We start from the raw sequence: 26242 nt of genomic DNA on the forward strand, positions 1-26242 counted from the left end.
GCGGCTTAGCGCGTGCCGTCCTCGTCAACGTCGGGTGCACGGTCGAAAACTCCGGGCTTAAGCGTCAGTTCTTCTGCTTCAGAGGCATCGGTGTCGGGGTCGCCGCCAGCGGCGAGTTCTTTCTTTACCTTGTGTCGCTCTGAGAAGTAGTGCCAGAGCGTGATGATTGCGGTGCCGCCGACGGCCGCGAGCAGGATGATGTCGATGTAGTCGGTGACCAGCTTTGCGATCCACGGGATGTACGCGATGACGTAGCCGAGCATCGTCAGACCGAAGCCCCAAAGGAGTGCCCCGATGAGGTTGTAGAGGCTGTACTTCTTCCACGGCATGTGACCGACACCCGCGGCGACGGGCGCGAATGTGCGGACGATGGGCACGAAACGAGCCAGGATCACGGTGAGACCGCCGTAGCGTTCGAAGTACGCGTTCGTTCGCTCTACGTTCTTGCGACTGAACAGCCCGGATTCCTTGCGTTCGAATACCGCAGGTCCGCCCTTGTGGCCGATCAGGTACCCGACTTCACCGCCGGCGAACGCGGCGAGAGCGATGAGCAGAGCCACCAGCCAGATGTTCAACCCGAACACGTTGTTGGTGTGGGTGAGTAGCCCCGCGATCACGAGCAGAGTGTCGCCGGGCAGCAGGAAACCAATCAGTAGACCGGTCTCCGCGAACACGATGAAGCACACCACCAGCAACGCCCAGGGACCAGCTGCTCCGATGATGAGTTCCGGATCGAGCCAGGGGATGAGTGCGATGTGATGCATGGGGTCCCGTCAAGCAGCGTCGTGCAGCGGTCAGATGGTGCTATCTGTGCGGAAGATGGGACTTGAACCCACACGCCCTGAGGCACAGGAACCTAAATCCTGCGTGTCTACCAATTCCACCACTTCCGCGCGGTGATTCCATTCTAGGTGCGCAATCAGACGCTCGAACATCAGGGCACCCACCATGATAATTCCGGAAACCCCGACGCTACCCTGTGGATAACTTTCGAGGCTGATGCTCGATTCTTGCGAGGATGCCGGAGTGAGCCAGCCGTCCCTCCTCGTTGCCGAGCGCGTTCGCCGTCGGCTGCGGGCGGAGCAGACCGATCCGTCCGTTGCGCCGGAGGAGGCCAGACGGATCGCGCAGGCAGAAGTGCGACGGCATAACGATCTGGCGTTGTCGCGTGGAGAAGCGATGATCGACGATGAGACTGCCTGCGTGCGGGATGTGCTCGCATCGGTCAGCGGGTTCGGGCCCCTTCAACCTCTTCTTGATGATCCCGAGATCGAGGAGATCTGGTTGAACGGGCCCGACCGCGTCTTCGTGGCGCGATCCGGCGTTTCAGAGCGTGTGGCGATGCGGCTCACCGATGCGATGGTGCGCGAACTCGTCGAGAGGATGCTGCAGGCCACCGGCCGCCGGGTCGACATCAGTCAGCCTTTCGTCGACGCATCGCTACCGGACGGATCGAGGCTGCACGTCGCCATCGCGGATGTGGTGCGCGGCTCGTGGGCGCTGAATATCCGTAAATTCTTGCCGCGCTACCGCACGCTGGAGTCACTGGTTGAGCTGGGGTCGGTGCCGCCCGACGTCGCAGACCTGTTGAGCCGGGCGATGCGTGACGGGAGCAGCATCATTGTTTCGGGTGCCACGCACGCGGGCAAGACCACGCTTCTCGGTGCGCTGTTGGCGACCTGCGCCCACGCGCAGCGCATCATCACAGTGGAGGAGACTTTCGAACTTGCAGTCGACGGGCCGGATGTCGTTGCGCTGCAGGGACGTCAGGCGAGTTTGGAGGGGAGCGGCGAGATCACCCTTCGCCGCCTCGTGAAAGAAGCGCTGCGCATGCGGCCTGACCGACTGGTCGTGGGCGAGGTGCGTGATGCCGAGGCGCTTGACCTTGTGCTCGCGTTGAACACCGGTGTACCGGGTGCCGGAACCGTTCACGCGAACTCCGCGGTGGAGGCGATCGAGAAGCTCACGATCCTTCCGCTGCTCGCCGGCCGCAACATCGACCGTTCCTTCATCGCGCCGGCGCTCGCGGCATCCGTCTCGCTCGTTGTGCACTGCGCGCGAGATAGTGCAGGCGAGCGGTACGTCGCCGAGGTGATCGCGCCTACCGGTGAGGTCGTCGAGGGCCGGCTCATCACGAGGTCGCTGTACCGGACTGAGGCTCGAGCATGACGCTGCTGGTCGGAGCGCTGCTCGCAGCCGGGCTGCTGCTGTGCGTGTCGCCGTGGCTGTGGCCTCATCGTGAGAAGAAGGCAACGCGAACGACGACGCGCGACGGGTGGCTCGCTCGACTCATCGATGAAGCTGGCTATGCGTCGGTAGAACAGCGCACCATGGTCGCCGTCATTGCCGCGATTGCGCTTGCTGCGGCATCCGTTGTCTGGTTAGTCACTGCCATTGCGGTGCTGGCGGTTCTCGCGGGGTTCGCCGCGGCGACAGCGCCGATCGCGTTCCTGCGTGCGCGTCGACTGCGCCTGCTCAAGGCCAGGCGTCAGCTCTGGCCGGACGTCTGCGATCTACTCATCGCGTCGATCCGCGTTGGACTGTCGTTGCCGGATGCAGTGGCGAGTCTGGCGGAATCGGCGCCGACGATGGTGCGTCCGGCTTTCGTGGTGTTCGCGCGGGATCTGCACTCCACTGGCCGCTTCGAGAGCAGCATTGAGCGGCTGAAGGCGACTGTCGCTGATCCCATTGCCGATCGCATCGTCGAGACGCTGAAGATGGCGCGAGAAGTTGGCGGCACTGAGCTCACCGGCGTCCTGCGTGCGCTCTCAGCCTCGGTGCGTGCCGACGCCGCACTGCGGGGCGAGGTCGAGGCGCGCCAGTCGTGGATTCGCGGCGCCGCGGTGCTCGGGGTCGTGGCGCCGTGGGTGATCCTCGGCCTGCTCGCGCTTCGTCCGGAAGGAGCGCAGGCGTACGCCAGCGCCGAGGGCGTGCTCGTGATCTGTGCTGGTGCAGCGATGTCAGTGGTCGCCTATCGAATCATGGTGCGCATCGGTCGGCTGCCAGAGCCTCGACGGTGGTTCGCATGAGCGGGGTCACGGATGCTGCGATGGCAGTCCTGCTGGGCGGAATCCTGGCGGCCGGCATCCTCTGCATTCTCGCTGCCGCCCCGCGCTGGCATGCCGCGTCATTGGCTACGCGCATCGCGCCGTATGTGCGGGATGCCGTCGATGACTTCGCGCTGCCATTCGGAGTGCTGCCGAAAGCCGGTATTCTTCCGGCCCACATCGGTGGTGGATGGGCCCGGCTACGGGCGGCGTTCGCACGTGCGTTCGGCGATAGCACCGCACTGTCTCTCCGGCTCGCTCGGGCAGGTCTCCAAGCCGACGCGGCGGCGTTCCGAGGACGACAGCTCGGCTGGGCGCTTGCGGGATTCGGCCTGGGAAGCGTCCTGGTCGTCGCGCTCGCGCTGGCAGGACGCCTGTCGCCACCGGCCGCGGTGCTACCAGTGCTCGTCGGCGGGGCGGCAGCAATCGCGGTCGATCTACTGCTCTCCTCGCGAGTGAAAGCGCGAATGACCAGGTTGAGCGACGAGCTACCAACCACCCTGGAGTTTCTGGCGTTGTGTCTGTCCGCCGGTGAAGGGTTCCTCGATGCTCTGCGCCGAGTGGCCGCGGTGGGGTCCGGGGAGCTGACCCAGGAGCTACGACAGGTGGTTCTGGCTGTCAGGACAGGGTCACCGCTGGCGACCGCTCTCGGCGAGATGTCGACGCGACTGCGTCTGCCGGGCCTTTCCCGTGCTGTCGATCAGATCGTCGCGGCGCTTGAGCACGGTGCGCCGCTGGCCACTGTCTTGCACGCACAGGCCTCAGACGCCCGCGAGGACGCGAAGCGCGTGCTGATCGAGCAGGCCGGAAAGCGTGAAATCTACATGTTGATGCCGCTTGTCTTCCTGATTTTGCCGCTTTCCGTTCTATTTGCGGTTTTTCCTGGTGTGTTCATCCTGCGACTCGGCATCGGCTGAGTCACCGAAGAGAGGAACGAAAATGAATCGAATCCAACGCTGGTGGATAGGCGTGACGGCCGACGCCCGAGAGCTCGCCGAAGACGAGGTCGGTGATGTGCCCGGATGGGTCTTGGTGACATTGATGACGGCCGGACTTGTCGTTTTGATCTGGGCAGTTGCGGGCCCCGCCCTCACCGGACTCTTCGAACAGGCGATCTCGCGAGTGTCCGGACCCTGAGATGCGCTGGCGGGCGGCAATTGACGACGAACAGGGTTCGAGTCCTGTCGAGTTCGTGCTCGTCGGCTCGCTCCTCACCGTTCTGACTCTCGCTGTTCTGCAACTGGGACTCGCCATGTACGTGCGTAATGTCGTCCACGATGCCGCTGTCGAAGGGGCGTACTACGCCGCTCTCGCCGACACCGCGCTGGGTGAAGGCGCAGAGCACACGAGGCTCTCGATCACCCGAGCCGTCGGTGACAGCTTTGCCGAAGACATCACGGTCGCCGAGAGCGATCGGCTCGGACAGCCGACGGCTGTCGTGACCGTCCGCACCACGCTGCCCGTCATCGGACTGTTGGGCATTCCGTTCGCGATGGAGGTGGATGCCGATGCGCCATTGGAGTCGCTGGGTGACGAATGACGACGGTTCTGCCGCGATGGAGTTCATCACCGTCGGCGTCATCTTTCTCGTACCGCTCGTGTATCTGGTCATCACGCTCGGAGCCATTCAGGAGCACCTGCTCGGAGTTGAAGCCGCAGCCCGTCACACCGCCCGCGTGATTGGGCAAGCGGATGACGCAGCAACTGCTGCAGCCAACAGCGATGCACTGCTCGCAAACGTCATTGACGAGTACGGGATGGACGGCGGAAACGTCGAGGTATCAGTGACGTGCACCCCGGCCGGCGTGGAATGCCCCTCTGCGGGTGCAACCGTGCTCGTCACCGTGAGTACCTTCGTCTCCCTCCCATTCGTGCCGCCGATCTTCGGGCTCGACACCGCAGCGAGTATCCCGCTGCGTGCGGTAGCCGCGCAGAAAGTCTCCCGGCTCTGGGGCACCGGATGATGCGGCGACCCCAGGAGTACGATGAGGAAGGCAGCATCCTTCCGCTCCTCCTCGGCTACGTTGTGCTCGCGATCGCACTGATCTTCGTGTGCACCTGTGCGACCGACCTCTACATCGCGCAGAAGCGCCTCGACTCCCTCGCCGATGCCGCCGCGCTCGCCGCGCCGATGGCTTCACACTCGTGGTCGACGGCGATGCCGTGCGGGCGGAACTCACCGACGCCGGGGTGCAAGAGCAGGCGGCAGCGATCGTTGCCTCGATGGCAACCGACGCGAGCGTGGTCGCGGCATCCGCGCCCGACGACGTCACTGCTCGCGTCACTGTCGCAATCGCGTGGCATCCACCGATCTTCTCGCCGTTCGTGCCCGATGGTGTGGCGCTCGAATCCACCTCGACCAGTCGCACGGCCTTGCGCTGATGCTTAGCGAGAATCCTTGCGGCTCACTTGCGACGGCGACGAGGCGAACTGAGCTCTACTTCGGGCTGAACCGCGGGATCCAGCGGATGAAACCGAGCGCTCCCAAGAATCCGACCACTCCCATCACCCCGGCGGCCATCGACAGCGACGCGATGGCCGTCACGCCAGCCACGAGGAGGGGAGCGACGGCACCGCCGGCATCCGTCAAAGTCCGCCATGAGCCGAGAAACGGAGCGGGGTCGTGTTTCGGAGCGACATCGGCTCCGAGAGTGAGCAGGATGCCGCTGGAGAGGCCGTTGCCCACGCCGAGTACAGCCGCCAGCATCCCAAACCACAGCACCGCGGCATCGCCGTCGTGGGTGAACGACAGCGCAAAGAAGCCGGCGCCCATCAACACCATCGCTGGCATCGCAGCCCAGAGCCGGCCGAATCGGTCCATCACTTGACCGCTCGCATAGAACAGTGCGAAGTCGATGGCGCCTGAGACGCCGACAACCAGCGCGATCGTCTGCGCGTCGAGTCCGATCGTGATGCCCCACAGTGGCAGCACGACCTGGCGAGCCGAACGCACCGCACTCAGCGACGCAGCGGCGAGTCCGAGCCGAGCCAACACTCCACGATGACGCCACATCGTCAGGAAGATACCCACGCGCTCCATGGTCGGGATCGATCCGGTCACAGCTTCACCGGAATCTTCAGCGATAGCGACGTTTGATCCGATCGGAGCGATGGTCTTCTCGGGATCTGGACCAAACAGGACCAGTGCGACCATCACGACCAGGCAGCAGAGGAAGAACCAGATCGCCGCGTGTTCGTCATGGAAAACCTGGAGCAGGCCCGCAGCGACGAAAGGCCCGATGAAAATTCCGAGTCTGAAGCTGCCGCCAAGCAGCGACAGGGCTCTGGCGCGAAACGCGATCGGCACACGTGTCGTCATGAACGCATGCCGGGCGAGCCCGAAGGCCGCCGCGCAGAACCCGAGCAGAAACACGGATGCTGCGAACACGGCGATCACAGGGGCAAACACCATGCCGATCACCGCGAACATCGAGACCACGCCAGCGAACACCATTGTGTAGCGCTCGCCGATGCGCGCGACTGCCCACCCGGCGGGAAGGTTGCCGCACAGCTGGCCGACCACCAGAGCGGCGGCGACGAGCGCGGCGAAGGCGACATCGGCGCCCATGTTTGCCGCAATGATGGGGATCAGCGGGAGGACGGCGCCTTCGCCGAGGGAGAACAGGATGGTGGGGAGGTACACCATCGGTCCGAACTGTCTCAAGACCGAGGATGCGCTGCTCACGTAGCCACGCTACCGCCGACGCAGCTAATCGGGTTTTCGCATCCACGCGCCGCAACCGATCCGAGTAGGCTGAATTATCATGCTCGAACTCGATCTTTCCGCCGACATACAGCGCTCAGGCACACCTTCGGCGACATCAGTGAGGTCGTTGATGTCCCGCGACTCCGCGAGGATATCGCCCGGCTCAGTGAGGAAGCGGGCGCCCCCGACCTCTGGGACGACACCGAGCGCGCTCAGAAGGTCACGAGCGCCCTCAGCCACCGCCAGTCCGAACTCGCACGCATCACGGGCATCGCGCAGCGCCTTGACGATCTTGAAGTGCTTGTAGATCTCGCGAACGAGATGGGCGACGAAGACTCTGCACAGGAGGCGCGCGGCGAACTGACCGCGCTGACCGACGTCATCAACCAGCTCGAGGTGCAGACGCTCCTCGATGGTGAGTACGACGATCGTTCGGCGATCATTACGATCCGCTCTGGCGCGGGCGGCGATGATGCGACCGACTTCGCCGAGATGCTCATGCGGATGTACCTGCGTTGGGCTGAGAACCACAAGTATCCGGCGAAGGTCATGGACACCTCATACGCCGAAGGCGCGGGCATCAAGTCCGCCACCTTTGAAATATCAGCTCCCTACGCCTTTGGCACGCTGTCAGTTGAGGCTGGCACCCATCGTTTGGCGCGCATCAGCCCGTTCGGCTCAGCCGATAAGCGACAGACCAGCTTCGCCGCTGTCGAGGTCATTCCGTTGATGGAAGAGGCAATCGCGGTCGAGATCCCCGAGAACGACATCCGCGTCGACGTGTTCCGCTCTTCCGGCCCCGGTGGGCAGTCTGTCAACACGACAGACTCGGCGGTGCGCCTTACCCACCTTCCGACCGGCATCGTCGTGTCGATGCAGAACGAGAAGTCGCAGATCCAGAACCGTGCGGCCGCCATGCGCGTGTTGCAGACCCGACTTCTGCTGCTGCAGAAAGAAGAAGAAGCAGCGAAGAAGAAAGAGCTTGCCGGCAACATCACCGCGAGCTGGGGCGATCAGATGCGCTCGTACTTCCTCTACGGTCAGCAGCTCGTGAAAGACCTGCGTACCGGTCAAGAATCCGGCAACCCCGCAGCGGTGTTCGACGGTGACCTCGACGACTTCATCTCTGCGGGCATCCGTTGGCGCAAGCGCAGGGACGACGACTGAGCAGCGCACGAAGATGGCCCCAGTAACCAGATTCCCGGGGCCATCTTCATGCTCAAATCAGGAGACGCAGACCGGCATCGCGGCGGCGAGGCCCTCGCTGAACTCCAGTGCCATGTCCGGGTCGGTGAAATTGTCATCCCCGGAAGCGATCTGCCACAGCGTGTCATCAGACATGTCAGAGGCGAGGAACTCGTTTCCGAAGCAGAGCAGCATTTCGTCGGTGTAACCTTCAGCGCCGCTCAACCCGACAAGGATCTTGAATCCGTCGGCGAGTTCCTGCGCGGTCGGACGGTTGCTGGTCTCGGTGACACCTGTATCGCTGCCCGTGCCCTCGTCGGTCTGAGAAGAGTCCGGTGTCGACGGATCGTAGGAATCGATCGCGGAGTTCAACAGGAACAGACCGAAGACGAAGACCATGATGAACCCGAGGATGGTTCCCACGATTGACAGGGCAAGACCGGCAATTGCCGGCCACTTCTTGCCCTTCATGAAGAACGCGACGATCGCGACGACGAAGGCTGCGAACAGCAGAACCCAGCCGACGATCATCACGGCCGGAATGCAGACGGCGATCGTGCCGAGTACCGCAAGGCCGAGCGATACCAGTCCGAGGACCGACGGCTTCTGGGTTGCTTGCGGTGCGAGCGAGTGGTCGGCCATCGTCTGCGTGGGCGGGGAGTACTGCTGGGCCGGCGCCTGAGCGGCAGCGGCGTACGCCGGCACCGCTGGCACCGCTGGCACCTGTGCTTCGGACTGATTCGCAGCGGGAACCTGCTCCCGCTGCGCGGGAATCTCAGCAGGCTCGGCAGGCGTAGCCGGAGCGAAATGTTCGGTCCAGTTCTGGCCGTCCCACCAGCGCTGGCGTCCGGAACCATCGTCGTACCAACCTGCGGGCGTGCTCATATTTCTCCTTGAAAGCTCGAATGACAGGAGTCAGAGCCGTAGCGACGAACCCCCTCCAATATGAATACCAGGGAAAGACCGCGAGTGTGTATGGGTAGGACTGTCCATCGGCCAGGGTGTCGCTCGCGGCCAGGGGAGAGGGCGCGCTTAGGCTCATATCGCCATGATTCGGTTTGAGAACGTCACCAAGCGCTACCGCGGTACGAAGCGACCGGCCCTCGCAGGGGTCGACTTCGAAGTCGAGCGGGGCGAGTTTGTCTTCCTCGTCGGAGCATCAGGGTCGGGGAAATCCACCTGTCTCCGGCTCATCCTCCGAGAGGATGTCCCCACCACCGGGCGTGTTGCCGTGCTGGGACGCGACCTGCGCACGCTCGCAAACCGCAAGGTGCCGTACTTCCGCCGCCACATCGGTTCTGTCTTCCAGGACTTCCGGCTGCTCTCGTCTAAGACGGTGTTCCAGAACGTCGCCTTCACGCTGCAGGTCACCGGCGCCTCGCGTGGTTTCATCCACCAGGCGGTACCGGAGGCGCTTGCGCTTGTCGGCCTCGACGGCAAAGAGAAGCGGATGCCACACGAGCTGTCTGGCGGTGAGCAACAGCGCGTGGCCATTGCCCGCGCGTTGGTAAACCGTCCGCAGGTGCTGCTGGCCGATGAGCCGACCGGAAATCTTGACCCCGGAACGTCCGTTGACATCATGCAGTTACTCGCCCGTATCAATGCTGGCGGCACCACAGTGGTGATGGCAACGCACGAGGCCGGGTTCGTTGATCAGATGCAGCGCCGAGTGATCGAGCTGCGCGACGGTGAAATGGTGCGCGACGACGTTCATGGTGGCTACGGCGATCGCTCGAGCATCCCGCAGCTTGTCCCGGAAGCAGCCCGTGGCGCCGCGGCTGTCGCTGCACTGACTGCCGTGCAAGAAGTGCATCGTCAGACAGAGTCGCTTGAGCCCCTCACCGCCGAGATGCTTGCGTCGATGAAAGCGGCTCGCGCTTCGCAGCCCGACTCGCAGGCGACGTCCCAGCAAGAGGCCCCAGCGACAGAGCAGCGACCGACAGCGGTCGGCCCGCGCACTCATCCCATCGTGCTGCCAGAGGTCGATGTCGCCGAGCTTGGCGTTGCAGACCGCCTCGGGCTCTCCGATACGCGCAACGACGAAGAAGTGGGGCCGACCTCGTGAGGGTGGGACTGATTCTCATGGAGGCCCTGGGGGGCCTGAGACGCAACATTTCGATGGTGATCTCCGTCGTGCTCGTGACGTTTGTGTCACTGACGTTCGTCGGCGCGGCGATCCTGATGCAGGGTCAGATCGGCACGATGCGCGCCTACTGGACCGAGCGCGCGCAGGTGGCTGTTTACATGTGTTCGCCGGTTTCAGAAGCCGAGACGTGCCTGGATGGTGCGGCCACTGAAGACCAGGTCGCACAAGTCAAGGCCGAACTTGAAGGCCCTGCGCTCAGTTCACTGATCAGCGACGTGCGATTCGAGACGCGGGCCGAAGCCTATGCGAATCTCATCGATCAGATCGGTGAAGAGCAGGCGGGTGTGCTCACCGAAGACCAGATGTTCGAGACCTATTGGGTGACCCTCAAGGATCCCAGTCAATCGCAGGTGATCGTCGAGGCGTTCGGCGGCGTGAACGGGGTGGAGGAGGTACTGGATCAACGCCAATACCTTGATCCGTTGTTCTCCGCACTCACTGTTGCGACGTACATCGCCGTCGGCATCGCCGTGCTGATGCTCATCGCCGCCGTGCTCTTGATCGCCACCACCATTCGGCTCTCGGCATACGCGAGGCGCAAAGAGATCGGGATCATGCGCTTGGTGGGCGCCTCGAACAGGTTCATCCAGACGCCGTTCATTCTCGAGGGCGTGTTCGCCGCATTCATTGGCTCGGCCCTCGCCAGCGCGGCGGTGGTCGCCGGTGTGCACTTCGGCGTCTACGGGTACCTGAAGGGTCGAGTTCCTTTCATCACCACCTGGGTGACGATGCAGGATGCTGCGCTCGTCGTGCCGGTCCTGATAGGCATCGGCGTGCTGCTCGCTGCGCTCTCTGCTGGCTTCGCGATACGTCGCTGGCTCCGTACCTGAGATAGGCTGTAGGGCTGGCCACCGGAGAGATAGGAACAACCATGCCCAGGGAACGCGGGGAGAAGGTCGTTGCGACCAATCGTCGCGCGCGTCACGACTTCACCATTGAGAAGTCGTACGAGGCGGGGATGGTGCTTACCGGCACCGAAGTGAAGTCGCTTCGACAGGGTCGGGCGAACCTTTCCGACGGCTACGCGTTCGTCAAGGGCAACGAGGTGTTCCTCGATTCTGTGCACATCCCGGAGTACTCGCAGGGGCACTGGACGAACCACTCTGCGAAGCGCATCCGCAAGCTGCTGCTGCACCGCGAAGAGATCGAGAAGTTACAGCATGCGGTCTCCGCTGGCGGTTACACGCTCGTACCGCTGAAGCTGTACTTCTCTGACGGACGCGCCAAGGTCGAGATCGCTCTGGCGAAGGGAAAGCGCGAGTTCGACAAGCGCCAGACCCTGCGCGAGCGCCAAGACACCCGCGAAGCCGCCCGAGCGATGCGCTTGCGCAACCGCACCGGTGAGTAGGGTCAACCTTCGGTAGGGGTAAACCCGAACACTCTTCCGAGAAACGCCAGTTCCCGCTCCAGCGCGTCCACGCCAGTCTCCGCACGGCGGAAGCCGTGCCCCTCGCCGGGGTACAGGACGTATTCGTGCGGCACGCCTCGGGCAGCGAGGGCGTCACGAATGGCCTCCGACTGCGACGGTGGTACCACCCGATCGTCCGCTCCCTGCAGGAGCAGCACCGGCACATCGATCTGGTCTGCGTGAGTGAGCGGTGAGCGGTCGATGTACAGTTGCTCGGCCTCGGGGAGAGGACCGACGAGTCCGTTGAGGTAGTGCTTTTCGAAGTCGTGGGTGTCCTGTGCCAGCATCCGTAGGTCGGTGACACCGTAGCGACTGATTCCGGCAGCGAAAACGCCGCCGTGGACGAGGGCTGAAAGCACTGTCCATCCACCCGCGGACCCGCCGCGGATCGCGATGCGGGCGGGGTCTGCCCGACCAGATTCTGCGAGCCCGCGGGCAGCGGCGAGCACGTCTCGACGTCGACGACACCCCACTGTCCGTCCAAACGTTCCCGGTACTCGCGGCCATAGCCTGTTGACCCGCCGTAGTTCACGTCGAGCACGCCGATGCCGCGGCTCGTATAGAACGCGATCGCGGCGGATGCCGCCCCGGCCACGTGCGCGGTCGGTCCGCCGTGTACGAACACGATGTATGGCGGTAGTTCGCCCTCGGGGGCAGCGGCCTCAGGGTTCGCTGGTGCGTAGTCGAACGCGTGCACTGGTCCGTGTGCCCCGTCGATAGTGATCTGCTTCGCCGGCGGCATCCATCCGAGATCAACCGGCGTACCGCCACGGATGCCGACCACAGAGCCCGAATCGACATCAACGCTCCACAACCCGGCGTTGACGGTCGCACCTCCTCCGGACAGCAGCACGCGTGTGCCTGCCACGTCGTCGACGCTGACGTGTGCGCTGGCCGGTACGTCCAGTGTGCGAACGGTGCCGTCCCGCTCGATCACCACGACCTCGTCCGACCCGTTCGTGCGGACGGCGACGATGCGACCGTCTTCGAGCGGCTGGTACCACCGGTTGCCCAGTACCCACAGTCCGTATCCGGTGTCGGCATCTGCGGGTGCGACACTGCGAGGTCGCTCATTCGACTCGGTCGTATCGAAGGCGACACGATACAGATTCCAACGGATCGAACCCCCGTCGCTGACAGGCTCGCGTTGGGCAAGAGACGAGCGCTCGTCGAGGAACAGGAGGTCATCGTCCGCCAACCACGCTGGCTGCAGTGCAGTGCGTGTGCCGATCGATCGCGACTCTTCGAAGCCTTCGGAGTGTACGCGCAGAAGCGCGCGCTGCCACGGCATCTGCATGCCACTCCACTCGACATACGCCAGGTGTTGTCCATTCGGCGACAGCGCGGGATGCGCGAAGAACGATCGGCCCTCGATGAAGACATGGATCGCGGACGGATCTTCTGCGGCTGATCCATCGGTGGGAATTTCCACGATCGCGCGCAGGTGCGGTTTCGCGGTGAGATCCTCGCGTACGGCGAGCAAACGGCCATGCTGGATGCTGAGCCCGCCGTGGTTCGGTCCTGAGGGCGTCAGCGGCTGCGGTTCTCTGCCGCGCTCCATCCGGTACACCCGCTGATCCTTGGCGTTGACGAAGTACAGGGTGCCGTCGGCATCCGCTGTCCATGCGCCACCGCCGTACTCGTGCACTCGCGAGCGTGCATTCCACGGTTCGGGGAGCAGCACGTCGCCGGTTGAGCTTCGCACAGTGACGCGCCCACCCTCGGCAGGCACCGATTCACCCCACCAGATCTCGCTGTCCACGAAGCGTGCCCCGTCGATGCGAGGCGCCGACGCCACAATGTCGGCGGGGTGAAAGGGAGAAGGCCAGGTTCCGAACGACTGCATGCATCGAGCCTATGCCGCTGCAGACCGGCACCAGACGGTGCGCGCGTGCAGCGGAAACGACACGTGCACGACAAACGGTGACGTGAGAGCTACACCGAGCGGAGCACGGCCACGATCTTGCCGAGCACGACGGCGTCATCGCCGAGGATCGGTTCGAACGAGGAGTTGCGGGGGAGTAGCCAGGTGTGCCCGTCACGCTGACGGAACGTCTTCACCGTGGCCTCGCCATCGAGCATCGCTGCCACGATCTCACCGTTCTCTGCGGTGTTCTGGGTGCGCACGACCACCCAGTCGCCATCGCAGATCGCGGCATCAATCATGGATTCGCCCGAGATCTTGAGCATGAACAGATCGCCCTTGCCAACGAGCTGGCGCGGAAGCGGGAAGATCTCTTCGACCTGCTGATCGGCGGTGATCGGCACGCCAGCGGCGATCTGTCCGACGAGGGGCACCATCGCAGCGTCGCCCACAGGCGTGCTGGAATCTGCCGGGTTCTCGCCGCTCACCGCGGGCAGATCAATGAGCACCTCCATTGCGCGGGTCTTGCCCGGATCGCGTCGCAGGTAGCCGCTGAGCTCAAGCTGACCCAGCTGGTGGGTGACGCTCGACAATGACTTGAGCCCGACTGCGTCGCCGATCTCGCGCATGCTCGGCGGGTAGCCGTGCCTCGCGATCGAGGTCTGGATGACCTCGAGGATCGCTAGCTGCTTCGGGCTGAGGCTCTTTCGCCGGCGAGTGCGCGGCACCTCAGGATCGGTGGCGGAGATGTCGCTCATGGTGCTCCTTCGTGCGCGATTCCGACGCTGCTCTTCGAATGTCGGTGGCCCATGGTGGGGTGTGTATATCGAAACCGTATCCGAGAAACAGTCAAATTAGGAAGATCTGTTCGAGCGTGTCGGCATTTCTGAGGAATCTGTTTCGAATAAGTCTTGACAGATGTTCGAATTCGAATATACATTCGGTACGTAGCTTCGCATTCCCCGCTCCCGGCCGAGCGGCGAATGCGAACGCTACGCCAAATGAGGCAGAGGAGAATCTCATGAGCACCATCACCGTCACCCCCCAGGCAGTCTTTCCCGTTCGTACTGCCTTTCCCGTTCGGACTGCGACGCGGCTTCGCATGACCGTTCGTGGGCGTCGGGTGCTGGTCGCTCTGGCTGCGCTTCCGCTGGCTGCCGGAATTGGTTTTGCTGCGCTCAGCGGCGGGTCCGCAATCGCATCGGGCGAGACTGTTGCGACGGCGAGCTTCGAATCCGTCACGATCATGCCGGGCGACACCCTCTGGTCGATCGCCGAGTCGGTCGCTCCGCACGCTGATCCTCGTGGAGTGATTAGCGAAATCCGGAAGCTCAACGCGCTGAGCGGCGGATCACTGCAGGTCGACAGTCGCTCGCGATCCCCGCTGATTACGCTGGCTGATCGAACCACACGCCGACTCACCGCAGGCCGATCTCATCGTTAAGATGGGGAGGGTGACTGCTTCTCTCGACGACCTGCCCCTCCGCGACGATCTTCGCGGGCTCACGCCATATGGTGCACCGCAGGTTCCCCTGCCGATTGCACTGAACGTCAATGAGAACACCCACCCGGTTCCAGACGAGGTGGCAAGCGACATCCTCGATGACATTGCGGTCGCACTTCGCGATATAAACCGATATCCGGATCGCGAGTTCACGACGTTGCGCGAATCGTTCGCCGACTACCTCGGCCACGGCCTCGATGCTTCGCAGATCTGGGCAGGCAACGGATCGAACGAGGTGCTTCAGCACATTCTGCAGGCTTTCGCCGGACCAGGACGCACTGTCTTCGGATTCGCACCCACGTACTCGATGTACCCGCTCCTTGCGCGCGGCACTGGCGCGAGCTGGGTAGCAGGATCCCGCCACGACGATTACACGATCACTGCCGAAGAAGCCGCGGCCCAGGTCGCAGACGCCGACCCTGACGTAGTCATTCTTTGCACCCCGAACAATCCCACGGGTACACCTCTGGGCCTTGACGTTGTCGAAGCCGTCTATGAGGCCGCTCGCGGCGTGGTCATTGTCGACGAGGCGTACCAAGAGTTCGCACCTCGAGATGCGGCATCCGCTCTGACCCTTCTCGAAGGTCGTCCGCGCCTTGCAGTGTCGCGGACGATGAGCAAGGCGTTCGCGTTTGCGGGCGCTCGGGTGGGCTACCTCGCGGCAGACCCTGCGTTCATTGATGCGCTCCGTCTCGTACGGTTGCCGTACCACCTCAGCGCGCTCACGCAGGCCGCCGCCGTCGCCGCGCTTCGTAACTCTGCCACGATGCTCCGCATGGTTGACGAGATCGTCGAGCAGCGCGACCGGATCACGGCAACGCTCGAAGCCCTCGGGTATCAGCCGCATGCGTCGTGGTCAAACTTCGTACTGTTTGGCGGGGTCGCAGATCCCGACGCAACCTGGCAGGCACTTTACGAGCGGGGCATCCTGGTGCGCGATATCGGGATCCCGAACCACCTGCGCGTGAGTGCGGGCACTGAGGCTGAGACCACGGCGTTCCTCGACGCGCTGGCCTCGATAGACTCGGCGTCATGAGCGCTTCTCGCACCGCCAGTCGTACCCGCAGCACATCTGAGTCGACGGTTGAACTTGAACTCAACCTCGACGGCACAGGGCAGAGCCACATCGACACTTCGGTGCCGTTCTTCGATCACATGCTCACCGCATTCGCGAAGCACTCGTTGACCGATCTCACGGTGCGCGCCTCCGGTGACACGAACATCGATGCGCACCACACGGTCGAAGACATCTCCATTGTGCTCGGTCAAGCGATTGGTGAGGCGCTGGGTGACAAGTCCGGCATTTCCCGCTACGGCGATGCACTTGTCCCGTTAGATGAGGCGCTTGCTCAGGCTGTTGTCGACATCAGCGGTCGTCCGTACCTCGTGCACGAGGGTGAGCCGGCTGGCTTCGAGCACCACCTCATTGGTGGGCACTTCACGGGCTCGTTGGTGCGCCACGTTTTCGAGGCGATCACGTTCAACGCGGCGCTCACAGTGCACGTGCGTGTGCTCGGTGGGCGCGACCCGCACCACATCGCCGAGGCGGAGTTCAAGGCGTTCGCCCGTGCATTCCGCCAGGCAAAGGCGCTCGATCCTCTGGTGGTCGGCATCCCGTCCACCAAGGGTGCGCTGTGACCCGCAGGCCTAAGGTCGCGGTCTACGACTACGAATCCGGCAACGTCCACTCCGCGGTTAAGGCCCTTATCGCCGCCGGAGCAGACGCGAAGTTGACCGGCGACCGCACGGAGTCGCTGGAAGCGGACGGACTGTTCGTCCCCGGCGTCGGCGCGTTCGCTGCGGTGCGTGCCGCGCTCAGCGCGCGAGGCGGAGACGAAATTATCCAGCGCCGCCTGGCGGGTGGACGGCCTGTGCTCGGCGTGTGCGTCGGCATGCAGGTGCTCTTCGAGCACGGCGTCGAGCGCGGCCAGAACGTCGAAGGGCTCGGCGAGTGGCCGGGCACAGTGACCGAACTGGATGCTCCGGTGCTGCCGCACATGGGCTGGAACACCGTCACGCCGGGCGAGGGGAGCGTGCTGTTTCACGGCATCGAAGACGAGCGCTTCTACTTCGTGCACTCCTACGCGGCGCAGGCCTGGGAGCTCGAGGTCATGCCACCGTTCCCCGAGCCCACACTGACCTGGACCACCTACGGGAACCCTTTCCTTGCAGCGGTCGAGAACGGGCCGCTTTCAGCGACGCAGTTCCACCCGGAGAAGTCTGGTGAGGCCGGCATCCGCCTGTTGAAGAACTGGGTCGAGACGCTGTGACCCGTATTGCGTCCTAGCAACTTGCGTTCTGGTAACTCCGAGTCATAGTTTGAACCCGGCTCCGAGGCGGGCTACTCTCGGTTCTCGTGCCCGCCTAGGGCGCAATTCACCCACCTGAGGATGACATGAACGATTTCGCGTCCACGCCCAAGCTCATACTTCTTCCCGCCGTTGATGTCGCGGGCGGCAAGGCCGTTCGTCTGACCCAGGGCGAGGCGGGGTCTGAGACCAGCTATGGCGATCCGCTTGACGCTGCCGGAGAGTGGGTGGCGCAGGGTGCCGAGTGGATCCACCTCGTCGACCTCGATGCAGCGTTCGGCCGCGGAAACAACACCGCGATCATTCGCAAGGTCATCAAGCAGTTCCGCAACGTGAGCATTGAAGTCTCCGGCGGCATCCGCGACGACGCGAGCCTCGAGGCTGCGCTCGAGAGCGGTGCCACTCGCATCAACCTCGGCACCGCTGCGCTGGAGAACCCAGAGTGGGCTGCCGACGTGATCGGACGCTACGGTGAGGCTGTCGCCGTCGGGCTCGATGTCCGTGGCACAACTCTTGCGGCCCGTGGCTGGACGAAGGAAGGCGGGGACCTCTGGGAGGTTCTCGAGCGTCTTGAGGATGCTGGCTGCAGCCGTTACGTCGTCACTGATGTCACGAAGGACGGCACTCTGCGCGGTCCGAACCTCGAACTCCTGCGCGAGGTCACCTCGCGCACACCGAAGCCGGTCGTAGCGTCCGGTGGGATTGCGAACCTTGATGACATCGCGGCGCTCCGCGAGCTGGTCCACCTTGGTGTCGAGGGTGCGATCGTCGGCAAGGCTCTCTACGCCGGTGCGTTCACGCTGGCTGAGGCGCTGGATGTCGCAGGGGACTGACGACGCCTGCCACCCGGCGGACTCAGCGGCGGTCGGAGCCGGCGATTCTGCTGGCGTTCCGTGGGAGGGGCGCAGCTTCGAGTCGAACCCACACTCGGGAGATGACGGATCCGCCGACCCGGCTCTACTTGCGGCACTGCTGCGTTTTCGTGCGGGGGAGGGCAGTCAGGTCGAAGTCGTCGATGCTTTCCGCTCTGCTCGGGTGCTGATTCCCCTGATCGCTGAGAAGGGCGAAGAAGGCGTTGCTCCCAACGGGCTTGCCGTCGACAAGACTCAGGAGCTGTCGATCGTGACCGTCGCAGCACCCGATGGACGCAGAGTTCAGCCGGTTTTCTCGTCGGTTGACGCAATGCAGAAGTGGGATCCAACGGCGCGCCCGATTCCTGTCGAGGCGCTGCGTGCGGCGCTGGCGGCGTCGTCTGAAGACACCGACCTCATCGTGCTCGATCCGACGTCCGACACGGAGTTCGTCATCCGCCGCCCTGCGGTCTGGGCGATCGCTCAGGAGCACGCGTGGGAGCCGAGCTTCCTCTCGCCAGAGGTGTTCTCCGCGCTTCAGGAGAGCGTCGGGCATGAGCTTGCCGTCATCGACGTCGCCGTAGCATCCGGCGACCCCGACGCGCGGCTGCACGGCCCAGAACTCATCGTGATCCTTGAGCTCGTCGACGGTCTGGAGCGCGAGGTGCTCGACGCCGTTCTCTCACGTCTTGCGCAGCGCTGGGCCTCCGACGATCGCATCGCGGTCCTCGCGGACTCCCTGACGGTGAAGCTCACCCGCTCCGCCTGACCGCCCCAACACTCTGAGCCATCGAGCGTTAGTTGACCGGCCCCGTCCACTTCTCGCCGGGCCCCTTGCCGATGGGGTCGGGGATGACGGATGCTTCGCGGAAGGCGAGCTGCAGCGAACGCAGTCCGTCGCGCAGCGACCGGGCGTGCATGTCGCTGATCTCAGGGGCACCCGCGGTGATGAGACCGGCGAGGGCGTTGATGAGCTTGCGGGCTTCGTCGAGGTCGAGCTCGCTGTCGGGGTTGTCTGCGAGACCGACCTTCACTGCCGCGGCGCTCATGAGGTGGACTGCTGCAGTGGTGATCACCTCGACCGAGGGCACATCTGCGATGTCGCGCGTGGCGGCGGATGCGGCCGCCTCCTGCTGCTGCCAACGCTCGTGGCGCTCGTCGTTGCTGTCATCCTGAACCGGAATCGTCACTTTGCCTTGCCTTCTGTTAGACTTTGGGGCGGCTCCGGAGCTTATGCTTCGGAACGAAAGAGGATTCACTTCCCACCCGCGCTTGCCGTTCCAGGCTACCGGGTCTTGCACTCCACCGGCTCACGCCGGCAGATCGGACAAAGTCCGATGGTCAGGGTGCGAAGCCGGTGTCTGAATGCCGGTGGGTGGGGACGAATCTGATTTCGCCCGTGACGCAGTCTGCGCCACGGTGGCTGAATCCATCGTCTAAAAGGAGCCCCGCATTAGCGATCCCCGCACCAATGAGCGCATCCGCGTCCCCGAGGTTCGCCTCGTCGGCCCCGCTGGTGAGCAGATCGGCGTCGTCCGCATCGAGGCAGCGTTGCGCCTTGCGCAGGAAGCCGACCTCGACCTTGTCGAGGTAGCACCCAACTCGAAGCCCCCCGTTGTCAAGATCATGGATTTCGGGAAGTTCAAGTACGAGGCTGCCCAGAAGGCGAAGGAAGCGCGTCGCAACCAGGCGAACACGATCCTCAAAGAGGTGCGGTTCCGCCTGAAGATCGAGGCGCACGACTACACGACGAAGCTCAAGCGTGCTGAGGGTTTCCTCAAGGCTGGCGACAAGGTCAAAGCCATGATCTTGTTCCGTGGTCGTGAGCAGTCCCGCCCCGAGCAGGGCGTTCGTCTGCTCCGCAAGTTCGCCGAAGATGTGGCCGAGCTCGGCACTGTCGAGTCGAACCCCATGATCGACGGTCGAAACATGGTCATGGTCGTTGCTCCGTTGAAGAACAAGTCCGACGCGAAGGCTGAGCAGAACGCACAGCGCGACGCTGTTCGTGCTGCGAACAAGCAGGCCGCACACAGCACGGATGAAACGTCTGAGGCCGCAACAGCGGAATAACCTCCGCTCCCACATACTCCCGCTCCCGGCGGGTTGAAAACGTCGCCTGAAAAGGCGCCATACGAAGGAAGAGAAGATGCCGAAGCAGAAGACCCACTCGGGTGCTAAGAAGCGCTTCAAGATCACCGGCAGCGGCAAGCTGAAGAAGCAGCAGGCCGGGATGCGCCACAACCTCGAGCACAAGTCGAGCCGTCGCACCCGTCGCCTCAACCAGGACCAGGTGCTGTCGAAGGCTGACACCAAGACTGCCAAGAAGCTTCTCGGTCGCTAACGCGCCGGTACGCACGAATAGGAACCCAGGAAAATGGCAAGAGTAAAGCGGGCGGTAAACGCCCACAAGAAGCGTCGCGTCATCCTTGAGCGCGCCTCCGGCTACCGCGGCCAGCGTTCGCGCTTGTACCGCAAGGCCAAAGAGCAGGTCACCCACTCGCTGGTCTACTCGTACCGTGACCGTCGCAAGCGCAAGGGCGACTTCCGTCGTCTGTGGATCCAGCGCATCAACGCTGCTGCACGCCAGAACGGCATCACGTACAACCGCTTCATCCAGGGCCTGGGCCTTGCCGGGGTCCAGGTTGACCGCCGCATGCTCGCTGAGCTCGCGGTCCACGAGTCGGCGCTTTCGTCTCGCTCGTCGAGACGGCTAAGAAGGCACTGCCTTCGGACGCAACGCACCGAAGTCGGCTGCGTAAGCTTCTTTCATGAAACGGGCGCTCCTTCGGGTGAAGCGCCCGTTTTTGCGTCTTCAGCTGTGCCGCACAGGTGTGCTCTGCAGTGCGCGCGAGATAGCAGCATCGACCAGCATCGCGCCGATGACAGCGAACGCGTAGACGAGCAGATCGCGCTGATCAAATCCTGCGCCGAAGACGAGCGCTGCGGGCGGGAACATTCCGGTGAGCTTCGAGGGCACGTCGGTGAGTTGCAAGAACTCAATCGCGGTGCAGAAGATGATCGCGAGCGCCGCGGGAAGCGAACGTGCGCTGCGCGGAAGCAGGAAGACGAAAATCAGATAAATGAGAACCGCGTAGAGCGCATCGCCGGCGATGTCGCCCAGGATGCCGGTGCCAAGGCGATGCACGATGAGACCTGCGGCGACTGTCACCACAGCGAGGACCGCGACGGCGAGACGACGTCGCGACGAGGATCGCAGAGCGGTGGGAGGCACGTCGGAACTCTAATCCGGCAGACTGCATGATTGCCGGGCGGCGACGTGTGGGTGAACGTGGCGTGAGAACGATCGCGGTGTCCCTAGACTGGTGTGGTGCTGGAGAACCCCCGCTCCCCGCGTGTCCGAGCAGTCGCGAAGCTCACGAAGCGCGGCGCGCGTACCGAGACCGGACTCTTCCTGTTGGAGGGGCCGCAGGCTGTTCGCGAGGCGCTCGCATACCTCCCTGAATCGATCATTGAATTGTTCGCGACGCCGACAGGCTGGGAGAGGCATCCTGACCTCCGTGCCGCGGCATCCGCTAACGGCATCGATGTCGAGTACGTCACCGAGTATGTGCTCAACGCAATGGCAGACACTGTGACGCCCCAGGGCATTGTCGCCGTGGTGCGGCAGATGCCGACATCTGTGCGCGACATTTTTGAGGCATCGCCTCGCTTGATTGCGATCTGCGAAGAGGTACGTGATCCGGGAAACTTGGGCACCATCATTCGGGCCGCTGATGCTGCGGCGCGGAAGCAGTGGTGTTGACCGGTCGAACCGTCGACCCTTACAACCCCAAGGTTGTGCGCGCCACCACTGGTTCGCTTTTCCACCTGCCGGTCTCGGTCGGCGGCGATCTCGAAGACGTCGTCGAGCGTGCCCATGCTGCCGGGCTCCTGGTGCTCGCAGCCGACGTCAAGGGCGATGACCTGCTGCAGGCTCGCGCAGACGGTGTGCTCGCACAACCGACAGCGTGGTTGTTCGGCAATGAGGCACACGGGCTCGAAGAGTCTGCTCTCGAGCTGGCCGACCACGTTCTCAAACTGCCGATTTTCGGCCGCGCCGAGTCTCTGAATCTCGCCACGGCCGCGAGTGTTTGTCTCTACGAGAGTGCGTTCGCTCAGCGGGCCGTCGACGGCCTCTGATCGTATCTCGTCATGAAGACGTGTTTCAGATCGGTTACAACTCGATAACCGGCAGTGCGTGGTGCTGGTTACTACGCCCGCGTACTCCTATGGTGGGGGGATGACCGAGACTGGTACACCCCTTGTCGTGGTGGAGAACGTTCAGAAGCATTACGGCGAGTTCCAAGCGCTGACCAATATCGACCTCACGGTGAACAAGGGCGAGGTCGTGGTCGTGATCGGGCCGTCCGGTTCTGGCAAATCGACACTGTGCCGAACGATCAACCGCCTCGAGACGATCACCAGCGGCACGATCAAAATCGATGGCAACGTGCTTCCTGCCGAGGGTAAAGGCCTCGCAGAGCTCCGGGCAGATGTCGGGATGGTCTTCCAGTCGTTCAACCTCTTTGCGCACCTCACGATCCTCGAGAATGTGACGCTCGGCCCGATCAAGGTCCGTGGGCTCAAGAAGGCTGCGGCCGAGAAGGAAGCGATGGAGCTTCTGGAACGCGTCGGGGTTGCGCAACAGGCTTCGAAGCTTCCTGCACAGCTCTCGGGTGGTCAGCAGCAGCGCGTCGCGATCGCCCGCGCCCTAGCTATGCACCCGAAGGTGATGCTCTTCGACGAGCCGACCAGTGCGCTTGACCCCGAGATGATCAACGAGGTTCTCGACGTGATGGTCCAGCTCGCGAAAGAGGGGATGACGATGATCGTCGTCACCCATGAGATGGGCTTCGCTCGTAAGGCCGCCGATCGTGTGGTCTTCATGGCGGACGGGCAGATCGTCGAAGAGGCGACGCCCGAGGAGTTCTTCCTGCACCCGAAGAGCGACCGCGCCAAGGACTTTTTGTCCAAGCTCCTCACCCACTGACCAACTTGCACACACAGCACAAGAAGGAGACGCACATGCGACGTACACGGACTCTGGCAGGGATTGGCATCGCGGCAACCGCGCTGCTCGCCCTGACCGCCTGCAACAGTGGCAGCCCCAGCACCCCCGGCGGCGACGCTGGCGGATCGACGGAAGCACCCTCGACCTGGTTTGAGGTTGCTACCGACGTAACGCTCGACGGAAGCCCCACGTTCGACAAGATGGAGAAGGCCGACAAGGTCACGATCGGCGTGAAGGAAGACCAGCCCGGTCTTGGCTACCTCGACGTCACGACCGGAGAGCGCTCTGGCTTCGACGTTGACATCGCACGCTGGATCGCAGCATCCCTCGGCTTCGACGAGGACAAGATCGAGTTCAAGCCGATCGCGTCGGCTAACCGCGAGCAGGCGATCATCAACGGTGACGTCGACTACTACGTCGGCACCTACTCGATCAACGACAAGCGCAAGGAACTCATCGACTTCGCTGGGCCCTACTTCATCACCGGACAGGGCCTGCTCGTCGCCGCCGATGCTCCGGAGGCTGACAAGCTCGAGGACTTCAACGGCAAGACCGTCTGCTCGGCGACCGGCTCTACGCCCATCCAGAACATCAAGGCGAACTTCCCCGAGATCAAGACCCAGGAGTACGACCTGTACTCGGCCTGTGTGGAGGACCTGCTCAACGGCAAGGTGGATGCTGTCACCACCGACCAGGCGATTCTGATCGGCTACGCCGCGCAGTACCCGGACGACATCAAGGTCACTGGCGGGCTGTTCACTGAGGAGCGCTACGGCGTCGGCCTCGCCAAGGGCGACACGGTTCTCAAGGACCACATCAACACCCTCTTCACTGACGGTGGCGACATCTGGCAGGCGATCTTCGACAAGAACCTCGGATCGTCTGGCATCAAGGTCGATCAGCCCAAAGTCGACTGACTGATTTAGGGGGCGGTCCTTCGGGATCGCCCCCTCTTACTCCAGAAGGGGAGACGGCGTGGACGTCATCTTCGGCAACCTCGACCTGTGGGGAGAGGCGATCAGCAACACGCTGCTTGTCTTCTTCATCGGTGGGCTCATCGCCATCGTGCTCGGGTTCATCATTGGCGCCGCGCGCGTCTCACCCGTGCCCGTCGCTCGCGCTGTCGGCACGCTGTACGTCAATATCGTGCGAAACACGCCGCTGACGCTGGTCTTCTTCTTCTTTGTATTTGGCTACCCGGTGCTCGGGTTGCCTGAGCTTTCCAACACGGCGCTCGGCATCATCGCGATCGGCATCTACACCGCCACGTACGTCGCTGAGGTGCTTCGCGCTGGTATCAACACGGTTCCGGTAGGGCAGGCGGAAGCTGCGCGCGCATCGGGTTGCCGTTTGGGCAGGTGATGGCCTCGGTGATCTTGCCGCAGGCGTTCCGCTCTGTGGTTCCTCCGATGATGAGCGTGTTCATCGCATTGCTCAAGAACACCACGGTGGCCGCAGGGTTCGGCATCGCAGAGCTCGGAGCGCTGCGTGCATCTGTCAATGACGCCGGCGATCGTCCAGGCAACCCGATGGAAGTCCTGCTGTGGGTTGCGCTGGTGTTCGTGCTGCTGGTGTTCGTACTCAGCGTGGTGCAACGCCGCCTAGAGAACAAGTGGAGGATCGTGCGATGACTTCCGTGCTCTATGACGTCCCCGGGCCACGTGCGATCGCGCGGAACCGCCTCATTGCTGTGATAACTGTGCTGGTCGTTCTTGCCGCACTCGGATTCATTGTCTACCGGATGCTTGTCACCGGACAGTTCTCTCCCGAGAAGTGGTACGTCTTCACGTTCTCGAACGTCTGGGTGAGTATCGGCAAGGCGTTGGGGGCAACCCTCGCGGCGTTCGCCCTCGCTGGCGTGCTCAGCATCGTGGTCGGATTCGTTCTTGCCATCGGCAGGGTGTCCGATCATGCATGGGTGCGCGTGCCGCTCACCGGCATCATTGAGCTCTTCCGCGCCGTACCGGTGCTGGTGCTCATGATGCTGCTGTACTTCGGTCTTCCCGTGGTCGGCATCAAGATGGACCGTACTGGGCTGTCGTGCTCGCCCTGATGGCGTACAACGGTTCGGTGCTCGCCGAGGTCTTGCGTGCTGGAATCGAATCGCTTCCGCGTGGTCAGAAGGAAGCCGGCTACGCGATCGGTCTTCGTAAGAGCGGCGTGATGAGCCTGATCCTTTTGCCGCAGGCGATCCGTGCAATGCTGCCGGTCATCGTCGCGCAGCTTGTCGTGACCATGAAGGACACCGCGCTCGGGTTCATCATCACCTACCCAGAGCTGCTGTATTACGCGAAGCAGCTGATGGGGCAGCAGGGGCGCCCGATTCTGCAGTCCGCGTTTGTCATCGGTGGCATTTACATCGTTCTGTGTCTGATCCTTGCCGGAATTGCGAAGTGGGTCGAGATCAAAACGCGTCACTCGCCGAAGGTCAAGGCGATCGCCGCTGATCAGGCCGCCGTGATGCACGAGGGCACCGATACCGAGTTGCTCATCGTTCAGAAGCCGAAGCCGCGCGAATGATGCAGCGGTGAATCAGGTCCCGGGTGGTCCTGTGCCCGTGTCGCAGTTTCCGGTCGCCACAAGCCGCAGTCTCGACTCCTGGCTTAGCGATCAGAACGTCAACGCTGACCCGCGGGAGATTTCGACGCGGTTGCAATGGGTGGCGTTCGCGCGGGCGGCGGACATATCCGTTGGCGCAGCGATGCTGTCCCTCGGCATTACTGCGATTGCGATTGGTTTCTTTTGGGGCGCGGCAGCCGGCAGCATTGTTCCGATGATCGTCTTCGGCATCGTCGCGGTGCTGCTTGTGCTCCTCGGATTGCTCCTGATCCATCGCGCGCGCTCTCGGTGGCCGAACGAGCGCCGCTCTCGCGTCATCCGTGGAGCGGGCACCGCTCGTGGGGGCTGGTTCGCCGCGGGCGGTATCTGGCTGGTATTCGCGGTGATCCTGCTTTCTACCTTGCCCTCGCTCGCCTCGCGGGAAGAGGGCATTGTCATCGGGCTGGTCGGAATCGTAGTCTGCATGGCGTTTCTGCTGGTGAGCGGCCTTGCGATTCCCGCAACAGTGCTCGCACGAGCACGTCAGTCTCTGCGTCGGGTGGCGTCGACGGACCTGAAGTACCGCACGATGCTCGAGCAGGACCGTCTCACGTGGCATCCGCAGTTCGGCGACCAGATGTACGGCCCGCTCTGAGCCGGTCGCCGTCGCCGG

General features: G+C 63.5%; 31 protein-coding genes, 1 tRNA gene and 5 pseudogenes. 29 read left to right on the forward strand and 8 right to left on the reverse strand.

The genetic code is table 11. From position 1 onward, the window contains the following. Positions 1–5: 5 nt before the first annotated feature. Entirely contained in the window at positions 6–764 is a 759-nt protein-coding gene (locus DC31_RS07685) for a DedA family protein (protein WP_036278684.1), read from the reverse strand. A 47-nt stretch (positions 765–811) separates the two neighbouring features. Next, positions 812–893, reverse strand: a tRNA-Leu gene (locus DC31_RS07690). Between the two features lie 133 nt (positions 894–1026). Here DC31_RS07690 and DC31_RS07695 point away from each other — a divergent pair. From DC31_RS07695 to DC31_RS19340, 8 genes and pseudogenes are all read left to right on the forward strand, one after another. Then, a complete protein-coding gene (locus DC31_RS07695; protein WP_036278913.1) occupies positions 1027–2169 on the forward strand; it encodes a CpaF family protein in 1143 nt (380 codons plus the stop codon). Then, positions 2166–3029: a type II secretion system F family protein gene (locus DC31_RS07700; protein ID WP_036278686.1), complete on the forward strand. Its 864-nt coding sequence runs from the start codon at positions 2166–2168 to the stop codon at positions 3027–3029. The genes DC31_RS07695 and DC31_RS07700 overlap by 4 nt, the downstream gene beginning before the upstream one ends. Then, the gene (locus tag DC31_RS07705) at positions 3026–3964 is read left to right on the forward strand and encodes a type II secretion system F family protein (RefSeq protein ID WP_036278688.1); all 939 of its coding nucleotides are present in this window, start codon (positions 3026–3028) and stop codon (positions 3962–3964) included. Before DC31_RS07700 ends, DC31_RS07705 begins: the two co-directional genes overlap by 4 nt. A 22-nt stretch (positions 3965–3986) precedes the next feature. Beyond that, positions 3987–4184 (forward strand): hypothetical protein, encoded by a 198-nt coding sequence (locus DC31_RS07710; RefSeq protein WP_036278690.1) that lies wholly within the window; start codon positions 3987–3989, stop codon positions 4182–4184. Between the two features lies 1 nt (position 4185). Continuing rightward, positions 4186–4587: a TadE/TadG family type IV pilus assembly protein gene (locus DC31_RS07715; protein WP_036278691.1), complete on the forward strand. Its 402-nt coding sequence runs from the start codon at positions 4186–4188 to the stop codon at positions 4585–4587. After that, positions 4577–5011, forward strand: coding sequence for a TadE family protein (locus DC31_RS07720; protein ID WP_235201394.1), 435 nt, complete (start codon positions 4577–4579; stop codon positions 5009–5011). The genes DC31_RS07715 and DC31_RS07720 overlap by 11 nt, the downstream gene beginning before the upstream one ends. Continuing rightward, positions 5011–5121, forward strand: a pseudogene (locus DC31_RS19335) (hypothetical protein); the annotation flags it as partial. The gene DC31_RS07720 and the pseudogene DC31_RS19335, both read left to right, overlap by 1 nt. 71 nt (positions 5122–5192) lie before the next feature. Then, positions 5193–5429 (forward strand): hypothetical protein, encoded by a 237-nt coding sequence (locus tag DC31_RS19340; RefSeq protein WP_235201413.1) that lies wholly within the window; start codon positions 5193–5195, stop codon positions 5427–5429. A gap of 55 nt (positions 5430–5484) precedes the next feature. On the opposite strand, the gene DC31_RS07730 is transcribed toward DC31_RS19340, so the two are convergent. Then, entirely contained in the window at positions 5485–6693 is a 1209-nt protein-coding gene (locus DC31_RS07730; protein ID WP_051606587.1) for an MFS transporter, read from the reverse strand. Between the two features lie 118 nt (positions 6694–6811). Here DC31_RS07730 and prfB point away from each other — a divergent pair. After that, a protein-coding gene (gene prfB / locus DC31_RS07735) for a peptide chain release factor 2 (RefSeq protein ID WP_152545371.1) occupies positions 6812–7920 on the forward strand; the annotation gives its coding sequence in 2 pieces (ribosomal slippage) (positions 6812–6845 and positions 6845–7920; 1110 coding nt in all). Between the two features lie 57 nt (positions 7921–7977). Here the strand turns inward: prfB and DC31_RS19345 are convergent. Beyond that, on the reverse strand, positions 7978–8823 hold the full coding sequence (locus tag DC31_RS19345) for a DUF2510 domain-containing protein (RefSeq protein WP_051606589.1): 846 nt from the start codon (positions 8821–8823) through the stop codon (positions 7978–7980). Positions 8824–8986: 163 nt separating this feature from the next. Between DC31_RS19345 and ftsE the strand changes: the two genes are divergently transcribed. Genes ftsE through smpB form a run of 3 tightly spaced genes read left to right on the forward strand, consistent with a single transcriptional unit; the run spans position 8987 to position 11432 of the window. Then, positions 8987–10003 (forward strand): cell division ATP-binding protein FtsE, encoded by a 1017-nt coding sequence (gene ftsE / locus DC31_RS07745; protein ID WP_036278695.1) that lies wholly within the window; start codon positions 8987–8989, stop codon positions 10001–10003. Continuing rightward, a complete protein-coding gene (gene ftsX, locus DC31_RS07750) occupies positions 10000–10914 on the forward strand; it encodes a permease-like cell division protein FtsX (protein ID WP_036278697.1) in 915 nt (304 codons plus the stop codon). Before ftsE ends, ftsX begins: the two co-directional genes overlap by 4 nt. Before the next feature lie 41 nt (positions 10915–10955). Continuing rightward, entirely contained in the window at positions 10956–11432 is a 477-nt protein-coding gene (gene smpB / locus DC31_RS07755) for an SsrA-binding protein SmpB (protein WP_036278699.1), read from the forward strand. 2 nt (positions 11433–11434) lie between these two features. Here smpB and DC31_RS20520 read toward each other — a convergent pair. Continuing rightward, a pseudogene (locus DC31_RS20520) lies at positions 11435–12234 on the reverse strand (alpha/beta hydrolase family protein). On the opposite strand from DC31_RS20520, the gene DC31_RS20250 reads away from it, so the two are divergent. Next, the gene (locus DC31_RS20250) at positions 12184–12903 is read left to right on the forward strand and encodes a hypothetical protein (RefSeq protein ID WP_327036839.1); all 720 of its coding nucleotides are present in this window, start codon (positions 12184–12186) and stop codon (positions 12901–12903) included. The pseudogene DC31_RS20520 and the gene DC31_RS20250 sit on opposite strands and share 51 nt — an antisense overlap. Positions 12904–13427: 524 nt before the next feature. On the opposite strand, the gene lexA is transcribed toward DC31_RS20250, so the two are convergent. Next, positions 13428–14114, reverse strand: a complete 687-nt coding sequence (gene lexA, locus DC31_RS07765; RefSeq protein ID WP_036278701.1) for a transcriptional repressor LexA — start codon at positions 14112–14114, stop codon at positions 13428–13430. 263 nt (positions 14115–14377) lie between these two features. Between lexA and DC31_RS07770 the strand changes: the two genes are divergently transcribed. From DC31_RS07770 to DC31_RS07795, 6 genes are all read left to right on the forward strand, one after another. Then, positions 14378–14800 carry a LysM peptidoglycan-binding domain-containing protein gene (locus DC31_RS07770; RefSeq protein WP_327036840.1) on the forward strand — a complete coding sequence of 141 codons (423 nt, stop codon included), beginning with the start codon at positions 14378–14380 and terminating at the stop codon, positions 14798–14800. Position 14801: 1 nt separating this feature from the next. Next, positions 14802–15896 carry a histidinol-phosphate transaminase gene (locus DC31_RS07775; protein WP_200872883.1) on the forward strand — a complete coding sequence of 365 codons (1095 nt, stop codon included), beginning with the start codon at positions 14802–14804 and terminating at the stop codon, positions 15894–15896. Then, positions 15893–16498 carry an imidazoleglycerol-phosphate dehydratase HisB gene (gene hisB, locus DC31_RS07780; RefSeq protein WP_036278703.1) on the forward strand — a complete coding sequence of 202 codons (606 nt, stop codon included), beginning with the start codon at positions 15893–15895 and terminating at the stop codon, positions 16496–16498. The genes DC31_RS07775 and hisB overlap by 4 nt, the downstream gene beginning before the upstream one ends. Beyond that, on the forward strand, positions 16495–17130 hold the full coding sequence (gene hisH, locus DC31_RS07785) for an imidazole glycerol phosphate synthase subunit HisH (protein ID WP_036278705.1): 636 nt from the start codon (positions 16495–16497) through the stop codon (positions 17128–17130). The genes hisB and hisH overlap by 4 nt, the downstream gene beginning before the upstream one ends. 125 nt (positions 17131–17255) lie before the next feature. Then, positions 17256–18002 carry a bifunctional 1-(5-phosphoribosyl)-5-((5-phosphoribosylamino)methylideneamino)imidazole-4-carboxamide isomerase/phosphoribosylanthranilate isomerase PriA gene (gene priA / locus DC31_RS07790; RefSeq protein WP_036278707.1) on the forward strand — a complete coding sequence of 249 codons (747 nt, stop codon included), beginning with the start codon at positions 17256–17258 and terminating at the stop codon, positions 18000–18002. Beyond that, on the forward strand, positions 17986–18789 hold the full coding sequence (locus DC31_RS07795; RefSeq protein WP_036278709.1) for an SseB family protein: 804 nt from the start codon (positions 17986–17988) through the stop codon (positions 18787–18789). The genes priA and DC31_RS07795 overlap by 17 nt, the downstream gene beginning before the upstream one ends. A 28-nt stretch (positions 18790–18817) precedes the next feature. Here DC31_RS07795 and DC31_RS07800 read toward each other — a convergent pair whose 3' ends face one another. Then, the gene (locus DC31_RS07800; protein WP_200872887.1) at positions 18818–19204 is read right to left on the reverse strand and encodes a DUF1844 domain-containing protein; all 387 of its coding nucleotides are present in this window, start codon (positions 19202–19204) and stop codon (positions 18818–18820) included. A gap of 268 nt (positions 19205–19472) precedes the next feature. Between DC31_RS07800 and infC the strand changes: the two genes are divergently transcribed. From infC to rplT, 3 genes and pseudogenes are all read left to right on the forward strand, one after another. Beyond that, positions 19473–20090 carry a translation initiation factor IF-3 gene (gene infC, locus DC31_RS07805; RefSeq protein ID WP_081813770.1) on the forward strand — a complete coding sequence of 206 codons (618 nt, stop codon included), beginning with the start codon at positions 19473–19475 and terminating at the stop codon, positions 20088–20090. Positions 20091–20166: 76 nt separating this feature from the next. Then, positions 20167–20361, forward strand: a complete 195-nt coding sequence (rpmI, locus tag DC31_RS07810) for a 50S ribosomal protein L35 (RefSeq protein WP_036278714.1) — start codon at positions 20167–20169, stop codon at positions 20359–20361. Between the two features lie 33 nt (positions 20362–20394). Then, positions 20395–20792 (forward strand): annotated as a pseudogene (gene rplT, locus DC31_RS17575) (50S ribosomal protein L20). Positions 20793–20832: 40 nt separating this feature from the next. Here the strand turns inward: rplT and DC31_RS07815 are convergent. Beyond that, entirely contained in the window at positions 20833–21252 is a 420-nt protein-coding gene (locus DC31_RS07815; RefSeq protein WP_051606590.1) for a ribosomal maturation YjgA family protein, read from the reverse strand. Positions 21253–21348: 96 nt separating this feature from the next. Between DC31_RS07815 and DC31_RS07820 the strand changes: the two are divergent. From DC31_RS07820 to DC31_RS07845, 7 genes and pseudogenes are all read left to right on the forward strand, one after another. Continuing rightward, positions 21349–22160 (forward strand): annotated as a pseudogene (locus DC31_RS07820) (TrmH family RNA methyltransferase). Between the two features lie 100 nt (positions 22161–22260). Beyond that, positions 22261–23010: an amino acid ABC transporter ATP-binding protein gene (locus DC31_RS07825; protein ID WP_036278716.1), complete on the forward strand. Its 750-nt coding sequence runs from the start codon at positions 22261–22263 to the stop codon at positions 23008–23010. Positions 23011–23045: 35 nt separating this feature from the next. Beyond that, positions 23046–23948, forward strand: a complete 903-nt coding sequence (locus DC31_RS07830) for a glutamate ABC transporter substrate-binding protein (protein ID WP_036278718.1) — start codon at positions 23046–23048, stop codon at positions 23946–23948. A gap of 58 nt (positions 23949–24006) precedes the next feature. Further along, positions 24007–24662: pseudogene (locus tag DC31_RS07835) on the forward strand (amino acid ABC transporter permease). Further along, a complete protein-coding gene (locus DC31_RS20255; RefSeq protein ID WP_327036841.1) occupies positions 24659–25084 on the forward strand; it encodes an ABC transporter permease subunit in 426 nt (141 codons plus the stop codon). The pseudogene DC31_RS07835 and the gene DC31_RS20255 overlap by 4 nt, the downstream one beginning before the upstream one ends. Next, positions 25072–25551 carry an ABC transporter permease subunit gene (locus DC31_RS20260; RefSeq protein ID WP_327036842.1) on the forward strand — a complete coding sequence of 160 codons (480 nt, stop codon included), beginning with the start codon at positions 25072–25074 and terminating at the stop codon, positions 25549–25551. Before DC31_RS20255 ends, DC31_RS20260 begins: the two co-directional genes overlap by 13 nt. Positions 25552–25558: 7 nt before the next feature. Beyond that, positions 25559–26224 (forward strand): hypothetical protein, encoded by a 666-nt coding sequence (locus DC31_RS07845; protein ID WP_036278721.1) that lies wholly within the window; start codon positions 25559–25561, stop codon positions 26222–26224. The last annotated feature ends 18 nt before the right edge of the window (positions 26225–26242 follow it).

Source organism: Microbacterium sp. CH12i (genome assembly GCF_000685355.1).
In the GTDB taxonomy this organism is placed as follows: Bacteria; Actinomycetota; Actinomycetes; order Actinomycetales; family Microbacteriaceae; genus Microbacterium.

Coding starts and splice junctions, on each gene's coding strand:
- ftsE (WP_036278695.1), top strand. CDS start 8,987: ATGATTCGGTTTGAGAACGTCACCAAGCGCTACCGCGGTACGAAGCGA.
- DC31_RS07830 (WP_036278718.1), top strand. CDS start 23,046: ATGCGACGTACACGGACTCTGGCAGGGATTGGCATCGCGGCAACCGCG.
- DC31_RS07775 (WP_200872883.1), top strand. CDS start 14,802: ATGGGGAGGGTGACTGCTTCTCTCGACGACCTGCCCCTCCGCGACGAT.
- rpmI (WP_036278714.1), top strand. CDS start 20,167: ATGCCGAAGCAGAAGACCCACTCGGGTGCTAAGAAGCGCTTCAAGATC.
- lexA (WP_036278701.1), bottom strand. CDS start 14,114: ATGAGCGACATCTCCGCCACCGATCCTGAGGTGCCGCGCACTCGCCGG.
- DC31_RS19345 (WP_051606589.1), bottom strand. CDS start 8,823: ATGAGCACGCCCGCAGGTTGGTACGACGATGGTTCCGGACGCCAGCGC.
- DC31_RS07700 (WP_036278686.1), top strand. CDS start 2,166: ATGACGCTGCTGGTCGGAGCGCTGCTCGCAGCCGGGCTGCTGCTGTGC.
- DC31_RS07705 (WP_036278688.1), top strand. CDS start 3,026: ATGAGCGGGGTCACGGATGCTGCGATGGCAGTCCTGCTGGGCGGAATC.
- DC31_RS07770 (WP_327036840.1), top strand. CDS start 14,378: ATGAGCACCATCACCGTCACCCCCCAGGCAGTCTTTCCCGTTCGTACT.
- smpB (WP_036278699.1), top strand. CDS start 10,956: ATGCCCAGGGAACGCGGGGAGAAGGTCGTTGCGACCAATCGTCGCGCG.
- DC31_RS07715 (WP_036278691.1), top strand. CDS start 4,186: ATGCGCTGGCGGGCGGCAATTGACGACGAACAGGGTTCGAGTCCTGTC.
- hisB (WP_036278703.1), top strand. CDS start 15,893: ATGAGCGCTTCTCGCACCGCCAGTCGTACCCGCAGCACATCTGAGTCG.
- DC31_RS07710 (WP_036278690.1), top strand. CDS start 3,987: ATGAATCGAATCCAACGCTGGTGGATAGGCGTGACGGCCGACGCCCGA.
- DC31_RS07685 (WP_036278684.1), bottom strand. CDS start 764: ATGCATCACATCGCACTCATCCCCTGGCTCGATCCGGAACTCATCATC.
- DC31_RS20255 (WP_327036841.1), top strand. CDS start 24,659: ATGACTTCCGTGCTCTATGACGTCCCCGGGCCACGTGCGATCGCGCGG.
- priA (WP_036278707.1), top strand. CDS start 17,256: ATGAACGATTTCGCGTCCACGCCCAAGCTCATACTTCTTCCCGCCGTT.
- DC31_RS07795 (WP_036278709.1), top strand. CDS start 17,986: ATGTCGCAGGGGACTGACGACGCCTGCCACCCGGCGGACTCAGCGGCG.
- DC31_RS07730 (WP_051606587.1), bottom strand. CDS start 6,693: ATGGTGTACCTCCCCACCATCCTGTTCTCCCTCGGCGAAGGCGCCGTC.
- DC31_RS07825 (WP_036278716.1), top strand. CDS start 22,261: ATGACCGAGACTGGTACACCCCTTGTCGTGGTGGAGAACGTTCAGAAG.